The sequence below is a fragment of the Bradyrhizobium frederickii genome (genome assembly GCF_004570865.1).
GTDB classification, from domain to species: Bacteria; Pseudomonadota; Alphaproteobacteria; order Rhizobiales; family Xanthobacteraceae; genus Bradyrhizobium; species Bradyrhizobium frederickii.
In genome coordinates this window covers 1-26,304 of sequence record NZ_SPQS01000032.1, presented here as the reverse complement: position 1 = coordinate 26,304, position 26,304 = coordinate 1, and the positions used below count along the sequence as shown (strand labels likewise).

The 26,304-nt window shown below is 57.9% G+C and carries 19 protein-coding genes; 12 read left to right on the top strand and 7 right to left on the bottom strand.

All coding sequences use genetic code 11. The features are described from left to right. The first annotated feature begins 208 nt into the window (after positions 1-208). From E4K64_RS34690 to E4K64_RS34660, 7 genes are all read left to right on the top strand, one after another. A complete protein-coding gene (locus E4K64_RS34690) occupies positions 209-1,234 on the top strand; it encodes a nodulation protein NodZ (protein WP_430642553.1) in 1,026 nt (341 codons plus the stop codon). Then, entirely contained in the window at positions 1,231-1,434 is a 204-nt protein-coding gene (locus tag E4K64_RS34685) for a hypothetical protein (protein WP_126261955.1), read from the top strand. Before E4K64_RS34690 ends, E4K64_RS34685 begins: the two co-directional genes overlap by 4 nt. Positions 1,435-2,067: 633 nt before the next feature. Next, entirely contained in the window at positions 2,068-2,904 is an 837-nt protein-coding gene (locus E4K64_RS34680) for an SDR family NAD(P)-dependent oxidoreductase (RefSeq protein ID WP_126261954.1), read from the top strand. A 254-nt stretch (positions 2,905-3,158) separates the two neighbouring features. After that, entirely contained in the window at positions 3,159-4,913 is a 1,755-nt protein-coding gene (nifA, locus tag E4K64_RS34675) for a nif-specific transcriptional activator NifA (protein ID WP_235884876.1), read from the top strand. Between the two features lie 571 nt (positions 4,914-5,484). Continuing rightward, on the top strand, positions 5,485-6,327 hold the full coding sequence (locus E4K64_RS34670; protein WP_126262067.1) for an electron transfer flavoprotein subunit beta/FixA family protein: 843 nt from the start codon (positions 5,485-5,487) through the stop codon (positions 6,325-6,327). A gap of 857 nt (positions 6,328-7,184) precedes the next feature. After that, positions 7,185-8,603 (top strand): GFA family protein, encoded by a 1,419-nt coding sequence (locus E4K64_RS34665; RefSeq protein ID WP_235884875.1) that lies wholly within the window; start codon positions 7,185-7,187, stop codon positions 8,601-8,603. Between the two features lie 6 nt (positions 8,604-8,609). Beyond that, the gene (locus tag E4K64_RS34660) at positions 8,610-9,287 is read left to right on the top strand and encodes a 2OG-Fe(II) oxygenase (protein ID WP_126262066.1); all 678 of its coding nucleotides are present in this window, start codon (positions 8,610-8,612) and stop codon (positions 9,285-9,287) included. A 710-nt stretch (positions 9,288-9,997) separates the two neighbouring features. Here the strand turns inward: E4K64_RS34660 and E4K64_RS34655 are convergent. The 6 genes from E4K64_RS34655 to trpD form a co-directional block, all read right to left on the bottom strand. Further along, complete coding sequence (locus E4K64_RS34655) at positions 9,998-11,314, bottom strand: preATP grasp domain-containing protein (RefSeq protein ID WP_126262065.1); 1,317 nt, start codon at positions 11,312-11,314, stop codon at positions 9,998-10,000. 404 nt (positions 11,315-11,718) lie between these two features. Then, a complete protein-coding gene (locus E4K64_RS34650) occupies positions 11,719-12,111 on the bottom strand; it encodes a hypothetical protein (RefSeq protein ID WP_126262064.1) in 393 nt (130 codons plus the stop codon). An 843-nt stretch (positions 12,112-12,954) separates the two neighbouring features. Continuing rightward, a complete protein-coding gene (locus E4K64_RS34645; protein WP_235884874.1) occupies positions 12,955-14,094 on the bottom strand; it encodes a M20 family metallopeptidase in 1,140 nt (379 codons plus the stop codon). A gap of 431 nt (positions 14,095-14,525) precedes the next feature. Then, positions 14,526-15,050 carry a flavin reductase family protein gene (locus E4K64_RS34640; RefSeq protein ID WP_235884873.1) on the bottom strand — a complete coding sequence of 175 codons (525 nt, stop codon included), beginning with the start codon at positions 15,048-15,050 and terminating at the stop codon, positions 14,526-14,528. Between the two features lie 440 nt (positions 15,051-15,490). Continuing rightward, positions 15,491-15,673 carry a hypothetical protein gene (locus E4K64_RS34635; RefSeq protein WP_235884872.1) on the bottom strand — a complete coding sequence of 61 codons (183 nt, stop codon included), beginning with the start codon at positions 15,671-15,673 and terminating at the stop codon, positions 15,491-15,493. A 246-nt stretch (positions 15,674-15,919) separates the two neighbouring features. Then, positions 15,920-16,933 carry an anthranilate phosphoribosyltransferase gene (trpD, locus tag E4K64_RS34630; protein ID WP_126262062.1) on the bottom strand — a complete coding sequence of 338 codons (1,014 nt, stop codon included), beginning with the start codon at positions 16,931-16,933 and terminating at the stop codon, positions 15,920-15,922. Between the two features lie 1,419 nt (positions 16,934-18,352). Between trpD and E4K64_RS40705 the strand changes: the two genes are divergently transcribed. From E4K64_RS40705 to E4K64_RS34600, 5 genes are all read left to right on the top strand, one after another. Next, complete coding sequence (locus E4K64_RS40705) at positions 18,353-18,592, top strand: hypothetical protein (protein ID WP_164719141.1); 240 nt, start codon at positions 18,353-18,355, stop codon at positions 18,590-18,592. Positions 18,593-19,377: 785 nt separating this feature from the next. Beyond that, a complete protein-coding gene (locus tag E4K64_RS34615) occupies positions 19,378-19,584 on the top strand; it encodes a hypothetical protein (protein ID WP_205680571.1) in 207 nt (68 codons plus the stop codon). 1,970 nt (positions 19,585-21,554) lie between these two features. Further along, positions 21,555-21,974 (top strand): DUF7694 domain-containing protein, encoded by a 420-nt coding sequence (locus E4K64_RS41960; protein ID WP_126262060.1) that lies wholly within the window; start codon positions 21,555-21,557, stop codon positions 21,972-21,974. Between the two features lie 669 nt (positions 21,975-22,643). Further along, complete coding sequence (locus tag E4K64_RS34605; protein ID WP_135167351.1) at positions 22,644-23,477, top strand: YopT-type cysteine protease domain-containing protein; 834 nt, start codon at positions 22,644-22,646, stop codon at positions 23,475-23,477. A 2,316-nt stretch (positions 23,478-25,793) separates the two neighbouring features. Continuing rightward, positions 25,794-26,012 (top strand): hypothetical protein, encoded by a 219-nt coding sequence (locus E4K64_RS34600; protein ID WP_135167350.1) that lies wholly within the window; start codon positions 25,794-25,796, stop codon positions 26,010-26,012. 58 nt (positions 26,013-26,070) lie between these two features. On the opposite strand, the gene E4K64_RS34595 is transcribed toward E4K64_RS34600, so the two are convergent. Beyond that, a partial coding sequence (locus tag E4K64_RS34595) for an integrase core domain-containing protein (RefSeq protein WP_135161597.1) occupies positions 26,071-26,304 on the bottom strand: 234 nt, incomplete at its 5' end.

Here is a 26,304-nt window from a genome sequence, read left to right as displayed (position 1 = left end):
GGAGGCCAGGCCATCCGAGGCACGGGGGTCATCGGGCATCCGACTGAAATCGGGCACGTCGACGCAACACCACTCAAGAAAAGACGGAAAGTGTTGCAAGAACGCGGCCCATCACGGATAGCGCTGCTATGAAGTTCTACCGACGCAGTTCGCCGGCACCGCGATTTCAGACCGTGACGTCGGACAAGATGATCGTGAGATGTCTGCAATGACGTCTCTTGTCCAAACAGGAGCCCGGGAAGAGGCAATGCAGAGCGGTTCGAAGAATGATAGGTTCGTAGTTTCTCGGCGACGCACGGGGTTCGGCGACTGCCTGTGGTCACTGGCGGCAGCTTGGCGTTTTGCAAAGCAGACAGGACGGACGCTAGCCATCGATTGGAGGGGATCTTGCTATCTCGATGAGCCATCCACCAACGCCTTTCCAGTCTTCTTCGAACCGGTTCAAGACATTGCTGGCGTGCGGGTGATTTGCGACGACAAGATCAATCAGTGCTCATTTCCGGGACCATTCTTCCCGACATGGTGGAACAAGCCATCCATCGATTGCGTCTATCGCCCGGACGAGCAGATTTTCCGGGAGCGCGACGAACTCGATCAACTGTTCCAAAGTCACAAAGATAGCGACGCTAACACGGTCGTGTGTGATGCGTGCCTGATGTGGCGCTGCGATCAGGAGGCCGAACGAGAAATCTTTCGGAGCATCAAGCCACGACCTGAAATTCAGTCTCGGATTGATGCTATCTACCGCGAGCACTTTGAATCGTACAGCGTAATTGGAATCCATGTCCGGCATGGCAACGGCGAGGACATTATGGGGCATGCTCCCTACTGGGCTGACCCGGAGCGCGCCTTGCGACAGGTCTGTAATGCCATTGATAAGGCTAGGGGGTTACCCCACGCAAAACCCGTGAAGGCTTTCCTGTGCACGGACAGCGCGATCGTCCTTGAGAAGGTTTCGACTATATTTCCTGATGTTTTCACGATTCCCAAACAGTTCCAGGCACCTCAGGCCGGCCCATTGCACAACGCCGCGCTCGGAGCCGAGGGCGGCTTTTCCGCCCTCATCGATATGTACCTCCTTGCGCGCTGCGATACCGTGATCCGTTTTCCCCCGACGAGCGCCTTTACGCGCTATGCGCGTCTCTTTGCCCCACGCGTTATAGAATTCGATTTGAAGGATCCGAGCCGATTGATCCTGATTGAACAAACCTCGCGAGAGCTCGTGGCTTCATGAAAGTCGTAGCCCGCCTGATCGATCTGATTGCCGCGTGTTGCATCCAGCAATATTGGCAGATCTTTTCGGGGCGGCAATTGTCTGTCCAATGTGAAGCTCTGCCGCGGACTTCCACCGAAGAACAGCGCGACGCGGGGTCCGAATGTCTTCCGCTGAAGCTCGACGTCGACAACAATGACCTTAACGTGCTGCCCCGGTAAACAGGTGTAACACGGCTTCGTCTTCGGCTCGGGGAGGCCGCAAGTCGAAGCTAATCGGTGGTCGGTCGCGGATGGACATATCGAAAGCGTCTCCGCTCAGCCGGCGAGTTCCGTCTTACGGTCGGTACTCGCTGGTGTGAACGGGCGCTCTCGGAGATTCACTATTTTGAAGAAGCAGTCAGTGCGCCAGGTTGTGGTCCGGGATCAATCCGCCCCGCGATGTGCCAGTGCTGGACACAGCAGAGCAGAGCGCGATGAAGTCGGCCGCAGTTGCGGACAAATCTAACGTACAGGTTGGTAACGTCAGCTTTCGAGTTGAAGCGGCTACTGTCGGCGGCCGCTATCCTAATCGATCGTTGCCCGACGAGAGGCGCTGGCCATTTCTTGGCTCTTCCAGTTGTGCGATCAGGAAGGAGAGCGCGGCTCGTCGCCTTATCTTTACGAAGGCGAGTGTGCTCGCGACATTGCGTAGCTGATGCACCATCGCTGTCACAAAGCACACCCAGCGTGTCTTGAACCCGCCAAGCATTCCGCGTGCGAGACATTAGGACGCAAAACGGAAGCGGATTTACATGCATCGCAGTGGCGCAAATCCTGCTACGCGTGCGGCGCGCAACAGGGGAGGAGGCGGGCGTGGGTCTGGATCTGCCAAATGACGATCTAATCAGAGGCCCGCTGCCCGACACACATTTGGCTTGCCCCTTTCAGGTCGATAAAGCCCGTGTTCATGCCGGAGAACAGAAGGCGATGTTGCTCACCGGAGCATCGCGCGGAATTGGTCATGCCACTGCCAAGCTGTTCTCGGAGGCGGGCTGGCGCATCATTTCTTGCGCGCGTCAACCGTTCGACGGCGGGCGATGCCCGTGGGAGGCAGGGAACGAAGATCATGTCCAGATCGACCTCAGCAATCATCGAATGCTGCCGCGCGCGATCACTGAGGTCAAGAAACGCTTGGCCGGTGCACCTTTGCACGCGCTAGTGAACAATGCCGGTGTTTCGCCGAAAATGCCCGCTGGCGATCGGATGACGTCGTTGACGACGTCAATCGAGACTTGGATGAAGGTGTTCCATCTCAATCTTGTGGCCCCGATCTTGTTGGCGCAGGGGTTGTTTGACGAGCTAAGAGCCGCGTCAGGATCGATCGTGAATGTGACTTCGATTGCGGGCTCGCGGGTGCACCCGTTTGCCGGCAGTGCCTATGCGACGTCGAAAGCTGCACTTGCGAGCCTCACACGCGAAATGGCCCACGATTATGCGCCGCATGGCATTCGCGTGAATGCGATCGCGCCCGGCGAAATCAGGACGGACATGTTATCGCCCGATACAGAATCGCGTCTCGTGCCAAGTATCCCGCTGCGCAGAGTGGGAACCCCGGATGAAGTGGCCAAGGTCATCTTTTTCCTGTGCTCAGATGCGGCCAGCTATGTCACGGGAGCCGAGGTGCCGATCAATGGTGGGCAACATCTGTGAATCGGCCGGCCTTGGCGACGCAGCTGACTTGAGCTGCAGCAGCGGTGCTTATGTTCTCCGCTGACGACGCGCACGAAATCCGCAAAAATGACATGAAAGCACATCGTAAGTTTACCGTCGTGCCATGAAAGGGTGTTACGGTTCTATGTCATCTCGTGAACACTTGGCGTTAGATCGAGAGTGACATGCAAAACGAAGCTCGCCAACCCGGACAAGGTACCAGGGAGGATGATCGAGAGAACGGAGACCGCCTCATGCTGGATATACCTTCCTCATGCGAACGACCTGCACCGCAACCGGAGCCGGAGCGTAAGCTCTCGAGCGAGCCGTTGCGTGAGAGCGCGCTAACCGGCATCGTCGAAATATCGAAAATACTCGCCGCTCCCTCGCGGCTCGAAGTCACGTTGGCCAACGTTGTTGGTCTTCTGCAGTCGTTTGTGCATATGCGACACGGCATCGTCTCACTGCTCGATGACGACGGCATGCCGGACATTACAGTGGGCGCCGGCTGGAGCGAAGGCAGCGACGAACGTTATCGGATGCGATTGCCGCGGACGGCAATCGACCAGATCATCGCGACCGACAGGCCTCTTGTCGTCGAGAACGTAGCCGCCGAGCCGTTATTCAGTGCTGCCGACCGGGAAGTGCTCGGCGCCTCGGATGATATGCCAGTGTCGTTCATCGGGGTTCCGATTCGCATTGATCCGAAGGTCGTGGGCACGCTGACGGTTGACCGCATCCGCGACGATAGGTCGAGTCTCGGCCTCGAGTACGATGCGCGACTGCTCGCCATGATCGCTAACCTGGTGGGACAAACAGTGAAGTTACATCGCTTGTTCGCCTGCGATCGCGAACGACTGATGGCGGAGAAAGATCGGCTACAAAAGCAAGTACTAGAGCTCAGGCAACCCGCTCGGGAGCGCAAGAAGCTACACGCCCATGGGATCATTGGGGACAGTCCAGCCCTGCGCGGGCTGCTCGAGAAGATTGCGGTTGTAGCCAGATCTAACAGCACGGTTCTGCTGCGTGGCGAATCCGGTACCGGAAAGGAACTAGTAGCCAAGGCCATTCACGAATCATCATCCCGCGCCAGGCGCCCGTTCGTTAAGCTGAATTGCGCGGCGCTTCCTGAGACCGTCCTGGAATCCGAATTATTCGGACATGAGAAAGGCGCCTTTACCGGTGCGTTCAGCTCGCGCAAGGGGCGCTTCGAACTTGCCGACAAAGGAACGCTGTTTCTTGACGAGATTGGCGAGATCTCAGCTCCGTTCCAGGCGAAGTTGCTGCGCGTTCTCCAAGAGCAGGAGTTCGAGCGCGTCGGCAGCAACCAGACTGTTAAGGTCGATGTTCGAGTGATAGCTGCGACCAACAAGAACCTTGAAGAGGCTGTCGCAAGCAGCGAGTTCCGCGCGGACCTTTACTATCGCATCAGTGTAGTTCCCTTGCTGTTGCCGCCCTTGCGCGAAAGACGCAGTGATATTCCCCTGCTTGCCAGGGAGTTCCTCAGAAATTTCAATAACGAGAACGGTCGTACTCTGACCTTGGAGGCGAGCGCGATCGATGTACTGATGAACTGCGGCTTTCCGGGAAATGTCCGCGAACTCGAAAATTGCATCGAGCGGACAGCGACGCTGTGCGCAGGATCATCGATTGTGAGAAGTGACTTTGCATGCTGCCAGGGCCAGTGTCTTTCTGCGATGCTGTGGAAAGGCACCTCCGACGAGAGACCGGACCAGCCCGTTCCCACGCCATCGGTGCCTGCAAAGTCCACCATTCCGCTAGCTGAAGCGACCCAGCCGGTCCAGTCTGTCGGCGGCAAACTGGCCTCACTGGGGCCTCCCGGCACAGTTCTCGTTAGTGGCGCAAAGATGGCCGATCGCGAACGGGTCATTGCCGCCATGGAAAGATCTGGCTGGGTGCAGGCAAAAGCAGCGCGCTTGCTCGGACTAACGCCGCGTCAAATTGGCTACGCGCTGAGGAAATATGGAATAGAGATAAAGCGGTTCTGAACGACGACATCGGTCGGAACTGCTACTGCCAAATAGCTATACGAGAACGATCCCGATAGGCATTCTCATCACAATCTGAAGGAAATGGGTCCGCCCACGGGGGCAACTTGGACCCAAGCATCCCGCGCGCTTGCGGGACTGCTGTCGAAGGGCGGGCTCACCTGGTTCGATGACAAAGGGACTTGCTCACAATGACATACTTAGCGTCATTGCGGGCCATGCAATCGCGAACAGTCGGTTGCGGATCATGTAACGAGCGTCGTGCCTATCCGTCGATCAAGCTCCGGACTAGTGAGCGCCAATGCTCATTGAACGTCACCTGGTCAGCCGGCCGCTGGTGATTGGCGGGGGTAATCTGTCGCAAGCGGTCCTAGCATCACTCAGCTGGCGGCCTGCTGAAAAGCGCTGTCGCAGTTCTGACAGTGTTAGCATTCGTTCGTCGGGGAGCGGCCTAGAGGCGGGCATTACCGGGACTAAGCCTCTGTGATGGCAAGCCGACCCCAAAAGGGCGGGCGATGGTACAACACTTGCTGTGCTCTCCGCAGCTGTCGCAGCTTTTGGGAGCAACACCGTGCACAACGTCGTCTGCATCAAACAGGTTCCGGACTCGGCGCAGATCCGCGTGCACCCCGTGACCAATACAATCATGCGTCAGGGAGTGCCGACCATCATTAACCCATATGACCTCTTCGCCCTCGAGGCCGCGCTGGAGCTGCGTGATCGGTTCGGCGGCGAAATTACGGTGCTTACAATGGGGCCGCCATCGGCGGAAGATTCTTTGCGAAAGGCGTTGACTTACGGCGCCGATCGCGCCGTCCTCCTCACGGATCGCTGCTTTGCGGGCTCCGACACCCTGGCCACAACGTATGCACTTGCAACAGCCATCCGAAAAATTGGTAAGGAATATGGCCCGACAAATCTCATCTTCACAGGGAAGCAGACCATCGACGGCGATACGGCGCAGGTTGGGCCCGGCATCGCAAAGCGGCTGGGCGTACTGCAGCTAACTTACGTTGCGAAAGTCAGATCCTTAGATCTCGCCGCCCATACAATTGAGGCAGAACGACGCTCCGAAGGTGGTGTCCAGGTGCTGCACACGAGGCTGCCCTGCCTCATCACCATGCTGGAGGCAACGAATCAGATTCGGCGAGGCGCGATGGCGGATGCCTTGCGTGCCGCGCGTGCCAAAATCGTGAAATGGAGCGCAAACGATGCCGGTATCGAAGACGTCTCCAAATGCGGCCTCAAGGGATCACCGACCGTCGTCAAGCGAGTGTTCGCTCCCTCTGCGCGGGCCGAGAAGGCAGCGCTGGTCGAGGCCGGCGAGCAGCCGGCGCTGGCGCTGATAGACGCGATTTTCAAGCATCAGCCGAAGCTCGAAGCCGATCTTGCTGCACTTGCCCGTGACGCTTGATCTGGCGCGAAACCGTCCGAGATGTACCAACACCATGAGGTACTCGCGTGGGCGCGCAAGACGTAGCTAGGTTTTTCAGCTCGCGACCTGCGCGTTCTGGTCCATGGCGTTCTTCGAGTTCCAAGGGCATCGGGACCACGTGTTCCCTAGATCGCGTTATGGCCTCGATCAATGCCCGGAGTTGGCCGCGATTGTCAGTCGCATCGACAAAGGGCTGCGAATGCGTCCAGATCCCACTATATGGTCGTGTTCGATGGCGTTGAGGCAACTGCTTAGCGCGTAGTTGTCGCGAGCGAAGATGGATTACGTCAGCGAGCGGGATCACCATGCTAGCGCCCACTCCCCAAAGCGCTTGTCGCGGTGTTCAAGGCGCGAAGCCGACCTTTGTGGCACTTTGGACCAATCTCCGCGATTCGGTATCCCTATACTCATTAACCATTGTGAGTGGAGTGGGCTCTTCGCCGTCTGGTGTCCGACAGTCATACAAGCGCTGTCAGGTTCAATACACTTGCGACGAGGAGTCGGTCGCGATTTTGTCAATGTGCTCAAAATCTTTGGAGCGAGTGTACGAGTTGGCACGGTGATTGCTGTAAGCGTGCAAGAAGACATCGTGGTGGCACTCGCGAACGTGAAACATAGCGTCGGTCTCTTTGAGAATCTCGTGGCGGCCAGCAGCGAGCCAGGTAGATGCGGACAATCCTTGCAATGCTGTACGAAGCTCATAGCGGTTCGATCGACTGGCAGGAGCAGCAACAGCGAGGGCCTGCGCGGCGTAATATCTCACCATGACGCTGAAAGCGTATGATGGCCGGCCCGGAAATTCGCGGCATCGAACGTTTCGTGGACCGGAATCCGTCTTGATCGCCGCCGCTCAGTTGATCTACGTGCTCCGCTCGATGCGGGTGAGCAGCACTGAACATGCCGATGTCTGCTACCGCGAAGGCGCAACCAAGAATGTCGCCTGGATGGTGAACGCGAAGACAAGCCCATCGAAACCAACGAACTCGCGGTGGCCAATAGCTGGCGCGGTGCTCGGTCAAAGACCGCTCTCTCCTCATCCCAGGGGTCACATGACATCTCAAACGTCTCGATTGACACCCGATCAGTCTCCGCAGATATGCTGCAAGTATTTGACTGAGCAAGCGCGAGCCCTGTTCGGCCCGCACCCGTTCGCTGCGGAGATGTCCGAGGACCAGGTCGCTCGCCTGCTGCCTGACTATCTGGCGATGTCACAGGCGTTCCCGTACCTGCAGGCGGGGTCGCAACGGGATCTCATTTTCGATGCAATGAATCACAATCGAGATATTCCGAGGGACATTGAACTGACCAGCGTGGTTGGAAATTTCATCTGTTGGGATGAGACGGGCGGTTATGGCCAAATTCTCCAGGGCGGCAAGGCGGCGCTACCCGACATTCTGGTGACTGAGAACTTCCACTCCAACCTGCTTAGAAAGGATGCGTCGCAATTACTCGGCAGAGCAATACGGCCCAACTACAGCGCCACGACCAAGCGGTACCTGCATTGTCTCTATGCCGGCTTGTCATCGAAAGATCCCTTAGTACGTTGCGCCTACATGGTCGCTTTTGAGCTACATGCTGCGGACATGATCGAGTCGCTATGGACCACTCTGGTCAAAACCTTTAAGGCGCGGCCTGACGATCTTGAGTACTTCCGCAGCCACGTCGGCGGAGAAGATCCTGCGGAGAAGTACCACGGAGAAATGACAGGCCGGCTGATTGGCGAACTTATCCCGGCTGATAGGAATAACCGCTTTTTAGATGAATTCGATCGAGCCTATCGGCTCAGCCTACAGTGGTGCCGCGATCTGCGCCGAGTTGTCTCACTGAAGGGAGATGATCACTCGGAGGTCGAGCACCATGGCCGTTGTCATTGTGGTTCTGTCAAGTTCTACGTCAAAGCACCGCGAGAGCTATCTGCAGTTCGATGCAACTGTTCAATCTGCGAAATGTCTGGATTTCTGCACTTGCTCGTACCCGGCAACAAGCTTCGCATCGAGTGTGGCGAAGAATTCCTCACGACGTATCAGTTCAATAAGAACATCGCTCGGCACACGTTTTGCCGGGTTTGTGGCGTAAAGCCATTCTATAGGCCGCGCTCGAACCCCGCCGGATTCAGCGTAAATATTCGATGCCTCGATAAGGGGGCCATCGAACGCATAACAATAAGCGAGTTCGATGGCGAGCATTGGGACCAAGCCTTCCGCTCGATGCACCAGGACCTTCAGTCCTGCGTCGAAGATAAAACCCTGGAGTGAACTCGAATGGCGCGCGCAATGAATCATAAATCTCGTCTTCTTTCAGAAGAAGCTTTGACAAAATACCGCATAGAACTGCTGGTAAAGGGGACGGTCGTGATCGGCCCCCAGATATTGTTCACCCAAGATGACTTGTCCAAAATCGATCAGCTGCAGGCTGAGATTTCCGAAGAAGAAGTGAGGCAGGGAGATGCCGGCGACTCGCACAATGTTTTCGTCAAACGCGTGAGGGTAGACCCGCCCGGCCGCGCTCCTAGCGACGTGAGCGGTGCAGCTCCACGGCAGATCATGGAACTGCTTGAAAGGAAAGACCGCAGCTTCGCGATAAGAAAGATCTTGGGGGCCACGTCGGATCACGTGATCCGCAGATGCCAAATGCATCGGATGCCTCCTGGTTCGTTTGTTGGCATTCATCTGGATGCTGCGAGCGATCCGGATTTCGAGTACGCGGTCATTGTGCAGCTGGCGAGGGACTTCGAGGGGGGGGAGTTCGTGGTATATCCAAGCGGGTACGAACACCAGGTATTCAGACCGCCATTTGGCGCTGTGCTTGTCACCACATGTAAGCTCCGGCACGAGGTGAAGCCTGTGCGGTCCGGCGAGCGCCGATCGCTGGTCTACTTCTGTTCAAAACGCAGCGGCGCGAACCGCCGGATCATCGAAAGTTCTACCGCTGACGCATGAGGTGGGGTGGCTGAGATCGCTTTCGAATGAATTTGCCAAGGGTGAGCTCTCAGGAGAGGGGGGAGCTTGGCATACTGTGCTCAGACTGTCTCCGGCAAAAGGCGCCGGGGCGATGAGCATGTGGAAGAAGAGTTGCTTTGGAACGAACCGGATCTCGCCGCCCAGACCCGATTCGTCCAACCCGCGCAAGCCCAGCTGCTGCGCTCGATCCTGAGCCAGAGCGAGCGCGTACAAACCTCCAGCAGATCGTCAATGATCAGGATGCGAACGATACCGCCAATTCCTGTTCATGCCTGTGAACGATGCGGGCGTCACTCGCGGCGGCGCCTGCTGGTCGCTTCTGTTGGTTAACCAGCGAGTGCCTACCGGCACCGGTTGGCTATCACTATGACTCCGCCCAGTCTTCCAACAGTATCGTTTGCAGCAGCAGAACGGCTTGGATAGGGGTACCCAGGGTAGACGCGACGCCAGCGCTGATTGGACGATTGGCGCAGGCCGAGCGGCCAGACCATGCGCCGCTGCACCTCGAGCACCTCATCGCCATTCGGGACTTCAGGAGCGACTTAAGGATGGTCCCGATTAGGGCTGACGGAGCTCGAGCTAGACGAGGCAAACATTCACATCGCGTCGTCAGATAACCTCGCGTGATCGAAAGCAGGGACAAGTTGAGATGAATTGAGCGATTGAAGATATGGTCGCTGTGATCTCAATCAAACCATTCGCAGTAGGCGGTGCTGTAGATCGCGGGCCGCGGCCCTATCGCGCGCAATCACAAGGCACTCCACCGTGCCAGCCTCTTGGTCGGCGGCAAGCGGGATCACGCCCTCCTTGCGTGTGCGGTCGAACAGAAATCCTTCCTTGACCAAACGATCATGCGCTATTTGGAGGGATCCTGATCGAACATTTCTTACGGATAAAATAACGTTGCAACCGGAATAGTCGAATCCCAGCAGCCGGACGGCAATGCTGTGTAACACCGCGCCGCCACCCCAACGGCCGTTCGCTTCATTAAAAAGCAACCGTCCGTCAGTAGCGAAAATGGCGTCAATGTTGATCATTCCGCGATATCCCAGGTTTCGCGCAAGCGCCACAAATCGGTAAGCATGCGCCTGGGCAGTCAACCATTGCTCGTTCCTCAGGTCGCTTGGAAGCTCAAGTCCTGTCCAGATCAGAGCTCTTTCGGATCGGTCGGCGCTTTTACGCAGACGTATGTTTCCACTGCTCATAAAAACGATTGAACCATCATCCTCGATTTCATACTCGAGATAGAACAAAGACTTCGCTAGGTGGTACGACTCCACGACCAGCGTCTTACACGATGCCGTTGTCATCTCAGACCAAAGCGCATCAGGATCAAACGACAGCCATGGAATCCGCCGGGTATCTCTTGCCCCAGGTAGTGGATCGCTTTCGTTGCCGGTCAGGATGACATTTCCGACTCCACCGGCTCCATTGTCCAGCTTTACAATGACGCTGCCGGTCTCAGCTCTGAGGGAAGTGACCGCCCTGAAGAGTTCGTTTGAGTCCGTCGTGACAGCCCCATTTGGCAGCGGAAGTGCGACGCTTGTCGCCAATTGACGGAAGTGGCTCTTGCGGTTCAACAGATCAGGCCCTCGCTGCAGAGCGAAGTCGTCGCCGGTCCGCGGTATGCCAAGCATGGCCGCCAGGCGTGCGACGCCTTCAGTAGAGTAGCAGGGATACAATCGCCAGGTTGATTTCTGACGAATATGTCTGTTGATTCGCTCAACAACAGTCTTGGACAGGAGTGCGCAATCATCAAGCACCGGCGATTGGTTGCCGCCTTGAGGTACAAGCAGACAGAGACTCGATGCGTCGAAATTGAGCGTCGCGCCAATGAAGGATAGCAGATCCGCGGGGATGACTACCGGGGAGACTATCAGGTCACCCTCATGAGCAAACCACGCTGAACGGTATGCCGAATTGGCGGCCAGCGAAAGTTGAGCTCGTGTCAGATCGGAGCCCGACATTTGAGCCGTACCGGCATTCATGATCAGGATCCGCGGCATCCGTGACCTCCGGGCATTTGGGCGCGATCAGGCAGTGATGCAAACAATGGTGAACCTGCTGCGCCATGTTGAGCACTGAGCGAAGCTTGATTTGGCGCCGTCCTGCTACGAGAGAGGCTAGGTCGGTGAGCGCGAGCGATATCGTCAGTCTGTCGGCCGAGGCCGACGTAGCTGAGAGGCTGCCCTTCGAAATAGATCGCAGTTTCGCCTGGAGTATACGCAGCTTTTTGGTCGGTCAGGCTGCGGAGATTCAACTCGATATTCAAGCACCTCACGCCCGCATAGTACGCTTGCAGGGAGTGGTTTCCGCCGCAACCCGGAATTGCTTGGCGAGTCTCCGATGACATGATTCGGTTGGCATTTATACAGGCTATGATCAGACGGCCTTGGAGGGATGATGGTTCTCATGGGGTGCGAACAATGGATATTACTTGAGGGATCTCGGCCGATTGATCACTCTCTCTGTTCTGCTGGGCGACGGTCGTGTGCATCTGTCCGTGGTGATAGAAACACCACGAAGACAATTTCTTGCCGCGTCTTTGATATACAGGCTCGCCGCACATATAGGCCTCTCTGGCATCTCCATCTTTGAAGCCGATGATGCAACGGCATTGGCCTTCAATATGGTCGATCAACAGGACCTTCTTGAGGCCGTCGGGCTCTTTCAACTTGCTGCTCCATAATGCCAAGCAATATTTTGCGATGCCGCGCTGGCCAAGCGGAGCGACAATTGCAGCTCTGGCTCCTTGAAAACCTGCGCAGCCCAGCCATCTGTCGCACCTTTGCGCGATCGCCATGCCTTGCCACCACGAGAAAGCAGTGACAGAGCGGAAAGCCAGTTCGGCGAACTGATTTTGGCGCGGTGTCGCGCCAGAGGAGGGGCTTTGTTCAGCTTCGGCAAGCAGCGTCCCCGACTTAGGGGGTCGGATGGAGGTCTACGTCGCTCAACTCTGACCTCGCCGGCTCTCTGGTGCCCCGGGCCAGAACAGCCACGTAGTCTCGCTTTCGGAATGGAGAGCCTTTCAAAGCTACGTTCGAGCCATCGCGCCACAATTAGGACTGGCTGCAGAACCATTCCGACCGCCGCGCCACCGGGGATGATGATCATGATTGACCATGGAGACGAGGATCTGACCAGCTGAGACATTCGCAATCCTTCACGATTTTGGCAGCAGACCGAGACAGGTGCCCACCTCAAGACCGTACGACTTAACGTTACGTCCGATTCAAGCCCTTTTATGCACTGTGTGAACGTGGCCAAGCTCTTAAATCGGCTCGCCGGCCGGTCTGGTGTCGCACGCATTCAGCGCTGCGATTTGCGTCGAGAAAGTTCGCCTGCCTTTGAGATCAGGGCCGCTGCCGATAAGCCCATTCTCGGAAACGTTCGCCCTTTCGCGACCAAGGGCTCGCGCCCTTTGCAGCCGATTGCCCGCCTGACCTCCGCTGCCGTCATTGGATAGCTCAGTCACTTCTATGATTTGGCAATGGCAAATCCGGCATCCGACCGATGGTTTTCGATGAGTCGGCGAGAGGGGGCGCAGACTGTAGGCGCCGTGGGGGTGGGCGAGGAACGGTCCTGCGATTGCCGGCGGCCGTCATCAAACGCACCTCGCCGTCACTGACTTCGCCTGGCGTCAGGATTATCGCAGCGTCTGATACAGGCGGTACAGTAACCGCGCGCGAGGTTCGATCGACGAGATGTAGAGTTGCTCATGATACGTATGCGCGCCCTTGCCGTCAACGCCAAGGCCATCAAGGGTCGCGGTATGCGGCGCGGTGAAATTGCTGTCGGAGCCGCCGCCGCTGAACGCGTCGAGCAGCTCGAAGCCAAGTTCGGCGGCGAGCGTTTTGGCGTGTGCGTAAAGTGCAGCACCGGCGCTGGTCTTCTCATATGGCGGACGGTTCAATTCGCCTGATACCGTCACGCTGACGCCGTCGGAGCGCGAGGTGATGCCGAGAATCTTCGGCACCAGCTCGTCGGCATGTGCCATGGTGGGGACGCGCACGTCGACTTGCGCATAGGCCAGTTCCGCGACGACGTTGGGCCTGGTGCCGCCGCGGACGACGCCGACATTGACGGTGATACCGCGCGTGAGATCGTTCATCGCCTCCAGCGTCTGGATCACATGGGCGAGTTCCCGGATCGCGCTGCGGCCGTCCTCGGGCCGCGTACCTGCATGCGCCGGAGCGCCCTTGATGAATACGTCAAAGCGCGCAACGCCCTTGCGTCCCGTGATGACCTTGCCCCCGTCCCGAGCGGGCTCGGTCACCAGTACGTATTTGGCCTTGCGGCCGTCGGCCTCGATCAGCGCGCGCGAGGTTGGGCTGCCGAGCTCTTCGTCCGAGACGTAGAGGTGCGTGATGCCGAGCGGCGGGCGTGCATCATCGGCGCAGATTTGCCGGAACGCGTGATAGGCGAGGTAGGCACCGCCTTTCATGTCGTAGATGCCGGGGCCGAACGCACGGTCGCCGTCGATCTTGAAGGGTAGCCGTTCGATGGATCCCATCGGATGAACTGTGTCGAGATGGCTCAACACCAGAATGCCCGGTACGCCCTGCCCCCAAGAAGAGCGGGTGACCAAATGATCGCCGCAGCCGTGACGCCCCGCAACGCGCTCGACACCGGCCGGCAGGTCGCGATAACCTGCTGCGACGACATCAGCGAGTTTGTTGATCTGATCCGGCCGCTCCGTCGGAGATTCGATCAGGACCCAGCGGCGAATGCCCTCGAGAATCTGGGCGATTTCGAACGCGTTGCTGGACATAGTTGTCTGACGCATTTGAATTCGATTTGTCATCGCAAGATCATAACGTCACCAAGTACTCACATCGGAATCGAGCCCGAAGATATAGAGAAGCGCCAACCATTGTGACCCGGGGCGTGCCTATGAACCCGATCCTGCTGCGGCAACGATGCTTACTCGCCTGTCGTTCACAACTGATCTACCAAAGCTGGTAGTTTCGAGGAGACTATGCAGTTGTCCTGATCAGGTACCCGCACGCGTTTCGACGCGGGAGGTCGCAGACCGGCACAAGCGTAGCTCGACAGGCGAAGCGCCGAAATCGCCGGAGCTGATGAGACCTTTCAATCGAGCCTAATCTGTGGAACCAGTCGCAGCCCAGGCAATTGTTGGATGGCTGTCGTGGAAGCGACTAGGGAGTGAGGCCATCGACCATTCCGCTGTCCCGACGGCCTGCGCAAAAACCGCACTCAGTCTGGCAGTAAAGTACGAAGTGCGCCCCGGAAGTTGATCAATGGATTTCCATCGCTTTGTCGGGCCGCGACAATTCGTCCGATAAAGACGGTGTGTGTGACAAGCGCCTTGTGGTCATACAAAACGCATTCGAGCGCGCAAAATGCGTTGGGCAATAGCGGTACATCGAGGACGCCCTGATCCCAGGCCCCGGTGTCGAAGCGGTGAACGCCTTTCGCCCCCTCCCCACCGCCAAAACGCAGCGCAAGGTCCTCCTGGTCACTGCGGAGAACACTGACTCCAAAGCTGCCGTTGGCAAGGATCTCGTCATGTGCCTCGGAGCGGGCATTGATGCCAACGACCAGGCACGGCGGCTCCATGCAGATGGACGTCACAGAGCTCACCGTCAGTCCACGTCGTCCGGCTGCCGTCCCGGTCGTCACGATGGCGACACCGCTCGGCAGGCTTTGCATGGCATGGCGGAACTCTGCCGGTTGGATAGATGGCATATCCCGAATCGCAGGAGGGAACTGGTGGCTCATGATTGGTCCCTGCTGTGGAACCCCACTTCTAGTGTCTCCACACCCAGAGACGACTTTGATCCCTATGGGGCCTGTAATGAGTTACCCGGTGTCGAAATTGCGTGACGAATAGGCTCAGATGGAGACCGGGTATGACTTCGATGTCCTCCGGATTAGCTACAGTCATGACCGGACGGATGTGCAATATCTCGGCGGGTTACGCCGGATGGCGATCGCAGCGGCAGAACTGAGAATTGCCGCCGCCTTGTTTCGACAGGCCTCCTTAAACAGCGAACCGCGCTGAGCAGCCCGGCGACGCGCCAGTGCACAGGGAATCGTGGTCGCGATTCAACCAGCTGGGCCGGAATCTCGCTGAGCCCCCTTCGGACGGGATGACGCCGATTGCGGTAACGGCGCCCGCCCTGCCAGAGGGTCTCCGCATGTAGACGGCATCGGCGCACCTAATGTACTTTTAGGAGAACACGTTTTTTTGCCGCGAGAAGATGCTCATCGAGCGTCGCGTGCAGCGCACCCCGCAACTCCGGTGGGATCGAGCTATCTGTATCGATCAATTCCCGAAACTTCCGTATGATGTGTTCTATCGCAGCAATAGATCCGAGTGTTTCAATCTTCTGCCGGGACATCATCATCTCCTTTGGCGCGCAGCGCGTTTCATCGCGGGTCCTCCCTCGGCAACGCGGGCTGCAACAGGGTTTCATCGTTGAGGTTGGCTCTCGCGCCCGTGCTCGGCGCGAATTGCTTTCGACCGAGCGCTGGCGGCGCAGGCTCCTTGAATCCCGCAGAAGTGACGTGCATTCGTGGCTCCAATATTTTCGCGCTCGTGAGCAGCAGACCTGGTCGCAATACTGGAACATCGGCCGGCTCGGCTGTCAGGCGTTCGAAACCGTGATCAGGCGCTTCAGTCGAGCGGCTGCGGCGCCGCGATCAAGTGATTCTTGTCCAAGTGCTACGCCTTCCTGCAGTGTCGAGGCCCGCCCAGCCACGACCAACGCCGCCGCCGCGTTCAAAAGCGCGGCGTCGCGAAATGGACCTGGTACGCCATTAAGCACATTTTGCAGCGCAACGGCATTAGTCTCCGCATCGCTGCTTTCCAGCGCGTCGTTGCGGCAGCGGGGGAGCCCGGCTTGTTCCGGGGTCACTTCGAAGGTGCGGACTATACCTGCCTCAAGCGCAGCAACAAACGTTGGGCCGGTGAGGGTTATTTCGTCGAACCCGTCCGAGCCATGAACAACCCACACTGACTCGGCACCAAGGTTCTTCAAGACGTATGCCAGAGGCTGCAACCATTCGGGAGACAGTACCCCAACGATCTGCCGCTTGACCCCGGCCGGATTGCACAGAGCCTCGATCAGATCAAAGGTCGTATGGGTTCCAACTGCGGTCCGGATCTGCCCGATGCGCTGCATCGCCGGATAATGGGCTGACGCAAACATGAAGCCGATGTTGGCTTCCTGCACGCAACGTGCGATCGCGTCAGGCTTGAGATCAACCTTTACACCGAGGCGCGCCAACACGACTGCGTCGCTTGAACCCGAAGACGCACCGCGGTTGGCATGCTTGGCCACGGGAATGCCGGCCCCGGCGACGATGAAGGAAGCACAAGTCGACACGTTGACCGAATGCATAGGGGTCTTGCTCGTGCCGGCGAGGCCGACGGGGTCGCATGTCGACTCGACCCGCGGCATTCTATTCCGCATCGCCAAGGCGGCGCCAGTGACTTCTTCGACCGTTTCGCCCCGGACCCGCATCCCCATCAACAAGGCGCCGACTTGCGAGGGAGTCGCGTAACCCGACATCATGCTGTCGAAGGCTGACGCAGTTTCCTCACGCGTCAGAGTGGCGCCTGTGGCAACTTTGCCGATGATCGATCTAAGCACTTCCATCGAACTTTACACGTTCCTGTCCAAACCTCGAGCTCTTCCGCAAGTCATCGTTGAAGACACCCGGCATCGATTGCCTTGATGCAGTCGCCCGTCCCACGTGGCATGGCCTCATTGACGCTTGAGGCGGCAGGCGGTTGAGTGTGGGCATGCTTGGCGAGGCTACAACCTGACGCTACGTGAGGGTCAAGCTCTCCATTTCGGTGGAGCCGTCGAGAGGAGATCGTCGGTCAGTTCGAACACTGCAGTTGTTTGCCACAGGACCGATGACGCTGTCTCGTGCCCGCAGTGGCCTCTTTACCGCGGTGTTCCGGCCGGATCACCGCATCCTTCAAAGCCTTTAGCCGTCCGTCGCCGGCCGCGGTGGTGAACCGTGGAAGCGGCTTCCTCTACCTTGCTTCGAGGCTATCCGTGCTGGGTAGGTCGAGCCCGATCTTAGCTGGCTCCACACAATAACCCCACCTGGTTGTAAATGAAGGTGGCCGTCCCAGAGCGATGGACGCGTCCCGTTGATCCGCCCGCGTGGGCCCGGTCATGTTCGGTCCTGCCTTACAGCAGAATACGCCGTGCTGTGGCGCGTCGAGGCGATCTGTTTTCAGAACAGCCTCTGCGGTGGAATGATGATTTTGGCGAGCATGGGATCGAACGCCGTGATGTGCCGGTTTGCATGACGCCGCTGTCGATCCATAGGCCATCCGGATACTCGAGACGAAGTACTTTGCCGGTGGTCGGGACATATCCGCGTATCGGAGCCGCCGCGCAGGGGTGAGCTCGATTGCATGCCCAATTGAGACAATGTCGGACTGCGAAAGTGCAGGTCCTGGATGAACTTCTGCAAACGGGCTGCACCGAACAGTCGCGCTCGAAGAGCGGGCCCCGCATCAACCTCATGGTAGGATTGCAGAGCGATTTCAAGCTTGTGCAGCGTTTTGATAACGTACGCCGCACCCCTATTGGCAATCAGAACGTATCGAAGGGCAATTCCTGCATTCGCCTATCTCGACAAGCGCGACTGAACCAGAGCGTTGGGCAATTGTAGGCGGCCATGCGCGTCGCCTGACCGCGGGTGTCCTGCAGGTCACGCTGCGATCACTTCCGCGGATAGGCGAACGAACAGGCCGCCACATTCACCTCGAGTCGCTGCTTTTCTTGCCAGTGTCTCGCACGGAGATCACGTAGCGACATCGCTGGCCGAGACTCGCTTGCTTGGATCTGAGGCAGGCAGTGATAGCGGTGCGATCTGGTATGTGGCTGCTACAAAGGCGGAACACGTCCTCCATGCAAGCCTCTTTCTCTTCTGCGGTCGGCGTTTCCTCGCCCGCGTTGACCGGCCCTGAGATTACCGCTGTTGCGATGACAAGAGCAATGGCGCAGCGGGAGATTGTGAGGCGCGAAGCCAAATGACTTCGTTGATTTTGAGTCATGATATCCATTCAAGTCCGGTTGGTTGCGTTATTGTTCTTCCTGCGCGAAGCGCAACGTGACCTGTCCGCCGAGAAACAGGCTGAACTGCTTAAGGAAGGTGCCGGCATGCTCGTTCTTCCGCTTTTGCGGTCCGTGCGGTGCTGGTCCTCCGTCCGGCACGACAGAAGCGACACCTGCCTAGTGGCGGAGTACCACGAAGAGTGGAAGCACTGGCGGCTGAGCTGGCCCAGCAAGTGATCATTCTGGAGCTTCCAGTGACTCGGTGCATGCCTGGGTGTCGCGAGGCACTGTTTGGGCCTGACATGAGGTACTCTGGCTCAGCCAACCGCCAACCGACGCCGTAGCCGGCGCGACGCCGGGGGAAGGGCATGCCCCTATCGCGACGCAGGGAGAGGGCAGGCAAAAGCGCAGGTGCGCCCAAGCCACTGTTGATGATGCATTCGATCGTTAGCGAACCATGATGGCGCGCGACGAGACTACGTTTGCTGTAATCGCGCCTGTGTTCAGAGATATGTGAAGACGCTGGGTAAGGTTATCTGGGATGGAGTCTCCGTCTGGCGTTCCGCTGGGGTGGAGCGCCTGCCGTGTAGAGCTCGAAACGCGCGATTTCGTCCAGTCGCGACAGGAGCAGCTCCGACGCAGCGCGGACGAGGATGCTCGTTGAGGATCGTAGCGTCCTGATCGAGTCGCGCCAGGTGAGTTTAGATATCTGAAACATTCGCAATTCTCTTGACGTGTCTGGAACGGGCTGGATTGTCGGAGGTGGCTGCGGCTTGTCGAGGATCGTACAATCTAACGCTACGTGCGATTCAAGCCCCTTCGTGCGTCTGATCGTCTGATGATGTCGGGGCTGTGCGTTCTTCGTACGAGCCTCGGCCGCAACGCGCACAGTGGTGTTTCAGAATAGCGGCTGTGCATGGCGACTGCCGCCTCGGCACCCGAGGCTCCAAGCGTCGCTGCTACGTGATTATACGGAGCGCCGGTGTCGCATTTCTTTGATCTGCGAATTGCATGCTCTCGGCATGAATCCGAAGAGTAAACTCTACCAACCCGAGCACTGGCGAGGCCGTGCGGAAGCAACGCGAAAGAAAGCGGAGGCGCTCGGCGACGGGAAAGCTAAAGACAGGCTGCTCAAAATTGCCGTGGAATACGACAAGCTGGCTCGGCGCGCCCACGTGTGGCAGATGCACAAAGACGAGGACGATCCATGGCATGAGGAAGAGCTGTAAAGCGTCCCCACAGATCATCAAAAGACGCCAACCTGTTGGTCGCTACCGGACCCAATGCCACGCAAATGTCGCTCAGCAAGCAAGTCAGTGCCTGGAAGGGACGTTGAGGGGCACCGTAGGGCGGGCATCCTGACGGTCTTGTGCCGCGCTCCGGATCGCGACATATATGGCGGAGCAGTCCGCCTGCCCAACGCTCCTTCAGGCCGACTTGCTTCGTCAGCTTCTCGAAAGCTAATCCTCATAAGAAAATGCGCAGCCTGGACCTCAATTTGCAGTCAATGCGTCGCAGTAAACGCGGACGCCGCGATGCCATCAGCGTCGGAACGTTCAGCTGTTACAGGTCAGTGCGTGGAACTTGGTCGAGGCTGCAATGGCATATCAGTTTCGCCAACTCGAGATATCTGCGTCATGCCTCAAGATTTCCTTTGCGTTCGCCCGAGGGGCGGATTTCCAGGTAGTCCCGCGAAGTTTGCGCCGGAACCAAGTGTGAAAGGGGGCACGTCCGATTGATGATGCGTGCGCATGCGGTGCGGTCGCGGCATGCGAAGAGGTCGCAAAGCCCTAGCGCCTCTGCCATCCGCGAGATGACTTCAGAAGAACGTTGCGATGATCCAGCAGAGTCCGGCCCAAAGCAGCGCATTTATGAGGAGTGCGGCCAGTGGCCAAAGGTTCCACCCCCTTTGCTGCCGGGAGCGACAAACGGCGCCGTAATGCTTGGTCGGCGGGTGCTTTGGTGCGCGCCAATGCGTCATTTCATCAGACGTCGCCCTGATCGACCGAAAGAAAAATGCCGGGCTTTGCATACCTCGTACCACTCAGAAGTTCGCAGTCATCTTGCATAAGGAGAGTATCGGAATGTTGCCTGTTGCGCGGCGAGCCTCCGTCCGATGGTAGGCTCGTGTATGGTCGGTACAGTTAGGGTCGCTTTCCGTCACCGCAGCAATCTACATGCCACGACGCAGAAGTATCAGGACCGCTTTGATGCCGACAAAAGCGCGTATGTCGGACGTTCTCGACACAGAGCCGCTGCCAGATGTCGGATTCGCGACGTCCATGTCCGAAAGACAACAACGGCATTAGCGACAGAAGGCTGAGCGTATCGCGAGCGCCATACCGTGAGCAATGAATTCGGACTTGCATCGTAGTGTCGCGTGAAGAGCGGCCGACGATCGCCCTGATTGAGATCCACTAATCGTTGTTTCTGACCGCTAGCTTACGACAAGAGGCCGAGATGGCAACGATCCGCTAGATGTCGTCGGTTCAAGGACGATTCATGCCAGGCGTACGCGGCTCGGGCCGCAGGCCGGTTCGACGCCCGGTCTTTCAATCATGTTCACCTAGATGGGCGGATTGCCACTGTTCAGACCCGGCGAGAAAGCCGTGAATGACAGGTACGATCTCACAAGCAGTAATATCGTCGGTTCAGCTGGAGCCATCACTGGCTTTGCGAGTCATCATGGAATGTACATGTCAAAGCCCGCTATAGAGAGAATGCCATGATGCCGACCAATTCATTGAAGAGGAGGTGCCGCCAGTTTCTTGTGCTCAAGCGGCCATGACATGAATGCGCACTAACGCTTGCTTGAAGCGCGGGGAGAGCGATGGCAGACATAAGTGTTGCTGATGCGCGCTCTATTCGGCGATGTGCGACCAACACTGGATGGCATCGATGAGTAAGATGCTGGGCATGAGAGGGGCTCGATGACAGAGTTGTATTATGAGCGGGAAGGTGCGTCGGCGGACTGATTCGGGTTCGCTCAGATGTGCTACCGCTCGTACTCACGTCATCAGTGGCCCCTGAGAGCGTTCGGCGCACGATGCGATCGTTAGAAGAGTATAGCAGGAGAACGAGTGATGATGGACATCTGCGGCTTTCTCAGATGGTGCTCTGAAGAGCGGTATAGTAGCGCTTTGCGAGACAACGTGCTCTGCGTCGGTTTCAATGACCTCCGAAAGGCAAAGGGGCGGGCGTGCGAGCGCAGTTGATAGAGAAGCTGGAGGCCGGCCGCGTGCAACACGGCCGGTTCGCTACGGTTCCGGGATCAGGCCCTTGCGGCGTTTTCCTTGTGCAGGGGCCTTGCGGGTGTGAGCTAAAGATAAGTGGATTTGTTCGTCCTGGCTGGGAGCATGTTGCAGTCTCGACGCCGCGGCGCTGTCCGAATTGGGAAGAGATGTGCTTTGTAAAAGACCTGTTCTGGGATGAAGAGGAGTGCGTCATGCAACTGCATCCGCCATATTCGCAGTATGTGAATAACAGCCGATATTGCCTTCACCTGTGGAGACCCACGCATCGGGACATCCCGATGCCGCCGCCGAGCTTTGTAGGCATCGTTGGACTAGAGCCCTCAGACGCAGCAATGTTGTTCGCGCGGATGAGCGCTGCACCATGATGAGCTGAGTTAGGAACCCAAGCGGAAGGTGACGCCGAGCGGCTGCAGAAGCACCGATTCGGCGCCGCCGAACTGAGGCGCCAAAAGCGTGTGTATGTCCAGGATCCAATTGGTCGTAGCCGTGCGCGGGGCTGAGCCGAATTTGCTACTATCGAGTAGGAGAAGCTAATAGTGCACTGGTCCCGGTAAAGATCGCGGAGCCATGCTGAACGCAGTTCGGCGGCAACAACAGCATCTCGCCGGGCCGACGATCCTCACAAGACATCACTGGGCGATCCGACGATGCGAATTGCGCACTCTTTGCAACGAGAAGTGTGTGCCGACCGGCGGCGTAATGCGATGGTTGTGAGATCGAGTTCAAGGCGACGGTCGAATTCAGTTTGACGAAGGCGCTCTTGCCCCATCACCCTGACCGCATCCGGAATTGCAGAAGGTCGGGCCTGCCGTCGCTGTGCGACAGTCATCAGCTCGTCGGCCACAATCTCGCATCTGCAGCGGGGCCCGTGAGCAGAGACCGTCGAGACACCAATTAGGCGCGGGGCGGTAGCTTCGCTAAGTTATCTGGTTGTCAGCTCGTCGTCAGCTTGCCGCGAGATCATTCACAAGCAGAGTGCAAGCAGCCCGCGCTCGTTCTGAGGAAACGTAGGCTGAAGAAGCAGGCGAGGCGGCATGTATAATCGAGTTAGTGACCGATCCACACGCCCTAATCAAGCTGACGAACCGAGTGGATCGGCGGACAGCTACGAATTTGCTCAAGCATTGACGGATCTCGCTCAACGGGAGAGCCCGCCATCTAGGGAATTGTCCGACAAAATGGGGCTCTGCTGCAGCAAGCCACAGACCTCAGATGCAGTCATTTATAGTCCAAGCACCTTGGAGCCCAGCACATCTTCTCTGTCCTCCAGCTCAAATCCATCCTCTCCCGCGAGGCCCATTCGTCCTCTCTTCGAATACAGGACTGCTGAATTGTCCGAGGCCAATGTGGACGGAATCTGCGTTGGATTGGCAGCGGAGTGGCTCCTCAATCTCCCGAGCAGCCCATCATCCCGGATGACGGCGCTGCGCCCGGGAACTCAAAATCACAGCTCAGCGGCAATCCGGCAGCAGCGGTATGAAGACCTCAAGAGTCTGTTGCGAAGGAATAGGGCGGAAGGGTCCCACAACCTTCAGGCAAAAAGGACGATGTTACGCGAAGCCGGTCTAGAGCCGTTCGCCCAAGAGACGCGATATAGATTTGGTACATCTTCGCGCATTGACCAGATCGTGAATGAGGTCGCCGACGATCGGTCGATCTACTTGGTCAGCTTGCGTTTCGCCGCAGGTGGCGCCCACACAATCGCAACGTCGACATCGAATGGAATGACGACCCTCTTTGATCCCAACTATGGGGAATTTACTGTTCGCTCAGATCAGATGGGTGAGTTGTTCAAAAGTCTCGCCTACCGCTACTGGAACCCGAACCGACATGATATATCGACTGTCGTCACACTAAGGATGACGTGAGTGTTTGGGAGGTTGCAACATACTTGGCCGAGGCCCGCGAGTGGATCCTTTCGCGGTCGATGCCGGACATCCGCCTCGCGTCCGGCAGTGCAACTACAGCAGGAAACATGGATTGTGGCGCCCTGACGCGCGCCCGACGTGAAGCAGAGCTCACAGCGCCCCCTTCGGACGTTGGAGGCCATGCTCGGCCGAAGCTCTCTGGAAGTAATGCAGCAAGGGGAAAATGCTCAGAGAGAGGCTGGTCGGTCACTCAGATTGATGAGCTCGTGCGCTGGCGCGTCAAAGTCTGAATGGGCTGCGCTTGCAACTCATGCAGGACCGGCGGCCCGTTAGACTTTCCTGAAAGTTGGCTAAGCTCCTCGTGTGGGTTTCGACGCCTTTAGCTCTTGCGCGCGGGGCTAAGGGCTAAGGGCGGGCATCACGCATCCAAAACAATCGGCACCAGTTGTATTTTCGTCTGCTTTAGAATCGTCACCGGCCGCTTCTCCACTGACCTCGCCAGCCAAACAGCTGCTGTCAACGACAATGCGTGCCGTCGCACCATCGCACGACCGGGTCGACGCTCGCCACGAGCTCGGCAACAATCCGTGCTTGTCCTCGTCATTGCGCTTTCGCTGAGGTCCGGCTCTGGTTGAAGATCTCAGCACCGGAACCGAAACTGATAACACTATGCACTGTGTTCGTTTCAAGCCTAACGGGCAAGCTTTTGGGCGAGCCGACTACAAGGTCCTTCAACAATTTTCGAATTTACGGCCTGGATCCCCTCTCCGGAGCTGGCTATTAGTTCTGGAAGATCCGAGGGCTTACATATGACCCCAGTGCCACACCGGAAGCAGCGCGGGCGCGACTCGGCGCTGGTCAGGACGGTGAATCAGACGCTGTCGCTGCCACGCCCGCACTGGTTGAAGTTAGCAGAAACGTGACTCGGCGCCCAAAAGCCCCACGCATACACAGGGCAAGCGCTGTCCCTACCACGAGCCGCTAACTTCGACGTCACTGTAGAATGACTAGCTTTCCGAAAGCTGACGAACCCGACGCGATTCACAAAAACGAAAGCGGCCGGTGGCCCTCCTGACTGGAAGCCACCCATCTGTCCAGCGGGCGTCCGACCTAAGAGTATGGTCAAGCATAGACATAAGCCGATCTCTTCAAAGAGGTCGTGAAACTCACATATAATATGTGCCGCGAGATGATGTCAGCAGAAGCCTATCGATATTTGCAAGGCCCGGCTCTGCGACATCATTCACGAAAGATGATCCTTTACCTCCGAGACTTCGATGACAGCCGGGCGCATCCGATCAAGCTCGAAAGTGATCGGACACCAGGCCAACGAACGGCCTTTCACTGTTACCCGATGCCCTCGGTCGCGTCCTCCGGAAGATGTCGGCGGTTGGGTCGGGCGATGTCGAATACCTCGATGTCACAGGGTGAGCCGTCTTCTCCCGAACAGGACCATGTGCGCCCGTGCGGCCCATAGATTTGATCGCCACTTCATTGGCGGACAGTGATGCCGATCTCTTCGCATTGTCCGGAAAGTGGAAGGCGCGTCAGCGCGGCGCGCGGGCTAATATAACGGTGAAGCGCCAGTCAAAACGGGATCCGATCTACGCTTACTTCACGAACTCCTTGTTTGTCGATATTGTGGCCGGAAGCCCACGGTAGTCTCTCCTGAATCAGCTGCCGCGAGTCGAGCAAGCCGCTCGCGAAGCGCGCCCTCCAGAGCGCCGTAGCGAGCGAACGGCTTGCGGTGTTCGACGAAATAACCTGTCGAGATTAGATCCTAAAACATGAAGCTCGGACCGCTAGTTTGATCTCTGCGGTGCTTATGAGCCGTCGAGCGGCCTTTGATCGCCAATACTTCAGCAATCACTGCAGGGTACGTCGCTGATGGCCGCTCAACCGACCGCGCGCAGACGCTTCCAGCCGGGAGAGAAGATCGACCGCGGACAAGTGCGGGGCCGCCGGTATGCCGTTTCAAGCAAAGCAATGACGAGTCGTCGGTTCCCATGCCGCCGGAAGGCTTCATCGGCCGAGAGCAAGGCGGGCCCTGAAACCCATGAAGCCCCGCGACGATTGAGAGCCGCGGGTCGGTCGTTTTGCCGATGTGGCGATGCATTGCTTTGCGAGCGACGGCCTCGTCAGCTTCTGGAAAGCCTATCCATAATAGGATCAGCTCAATTGATTTCTTGGACGTGAGGCTATCGTGGACCCGTACAATTTCGATCCATCCAATGTAACAGCTTGGTCCCGGGTGCAGCACGCGGTCTTGGAAGAGCCGCAGGGGGGCATGCCGGGCAAGAGGGCTTTGAGCAGAACTTGGCGGAGGCGCGCCCACCCGATCCGGGTCCTGTCTCCGGTGGCGGCCGCAACTATCATCCCCATCTCTCTGCAGAACATCGGGACATTATCGATAAGGCGATTGCCCAATATGCAGCTCAGAAAAACCCAAAACCGACGACGGTTAAGCGCTATACTCAGGTGCTTCGCCGACTTGGAAATCATCTTGGCGCTCATCGCCAAAAGATTGATCTGTGAGCTGGCCCCGGTTGTCTGAACAGAATATCCGCGTCGATAAGTGGAGCCTCTGCCGGGGTTAGGCTGCCGTGCGGAGCGGCAGCGGGGTGAAGTAGGCTTGATCCGGTGTGCTGCCGTCAAGGCTCGAATGTGGACGGCGGCAATTGTAGAAGTCCAGATAGCGGCCAATCGAGGCGCGAGCGTCGCTGACGCTGTCGTAGGCCCGCAGATACACCTCCTCGTATTTGACGCTGCGCCACAGCCGCTCAACGAACACGTTGTCCCGCCAGGCGCCCCGGCCGTCCATACTGAT

Excerpts from the sequence above, each read along its gene's own strand:
- E4K64_RS34690 (WP_430642553.1), top strand. The coding sequence starts at position 209 with ATGACGTCTCTTGTCCAAACAGGAGCCCGGGAAGAGGCAATGCAGAGC.
- E4K64_RS34685 (WP_126261955.1), top strand. The coding sequence starts at position 1,231 with ATGAAAGTCGTAGCCCGCCTGATCGATCTGATTGCCGCGTGTTGCATC.
- nifA (WP_235884876.1), top strand. The coding sequence starts at position 3,159 with ATGCTGGATATACCTTCCTCATGCGAACGACCTGCACCGCAACCGGAG.
- E4K64_RS34660 (WP_126262066.1), top strand. The coding sequence starts at position 8,610 with ATGGCGCGCGCAATGAATCATAAATCTCGTCTTCTTTCAGAAGAAGCT.
- E4K64_RS34655 (WP_126262065.1), bottom strand. The coding sequence starts at position 11,314 with ATGCCGCGGATCCTGATCATGAATGCCGGTACGGCTCAAATGTCGGGC.
- E4K64_RS34650 (WP_126262064.1), bottom strand. The coding sequence starts at position 12,111 with ATGGCGATCGCGCAAAGGTGCGACAGATGGCTGGGCTGCGCAGGTTTT.
- E4K64_RS34645 (WP_235884874.1), bottom strand. The coding sequence starts at position 14,094 with ATGCGTCAGACAACTATGTCCAGCAACGCGTTCGAAATCGCCCAGATT.
- E4K64_RS34640 (WP_235884873.1), bottom strand. The coding sequence starts at position 15,050 with ATGAGCCACCAGTTCCCTCCTGCGATTCGGGATATGCCATCTATCCAA.
- E4K64_RS34635 (WP_235884872.1), bottom strand. The coding sequence starts at position 15,673 with ATGTCCCGGCAGAAGATTGAAACACTCGGATCTATTGCTGCGATAGAA.
- trpD (WP_126262062.1), bottom strand. The coding sequence starts at position 16,933 with ATGGAAGTGCTTAGATCGATCATCGGCAAAGTTGCCACAGGCGCCACT.
- E4K64_RS40705 (WP_164719141.1), top strand. The coding sequence starts at position 18,353 with ATGATATCCATTCAAGTCCGGTTGGTTGCGTTATTGTTCTTCCTGCGC.
- E4K64_RS34615 (WP_205680571.1), top strand. The coding sequence starts at position 19,378 with ATGAATCCGAAGAGTAAACTCTACCAACCCGAGCACTGGCGAGGCCGT.
- E4K64_RS34605 (WP_135167351.1), top strand. The coding sequence starts at position 22,644 with ATGTATAATCGAGTTAGTGACCGATCCACACGCCCTAATCAAGCTGAC.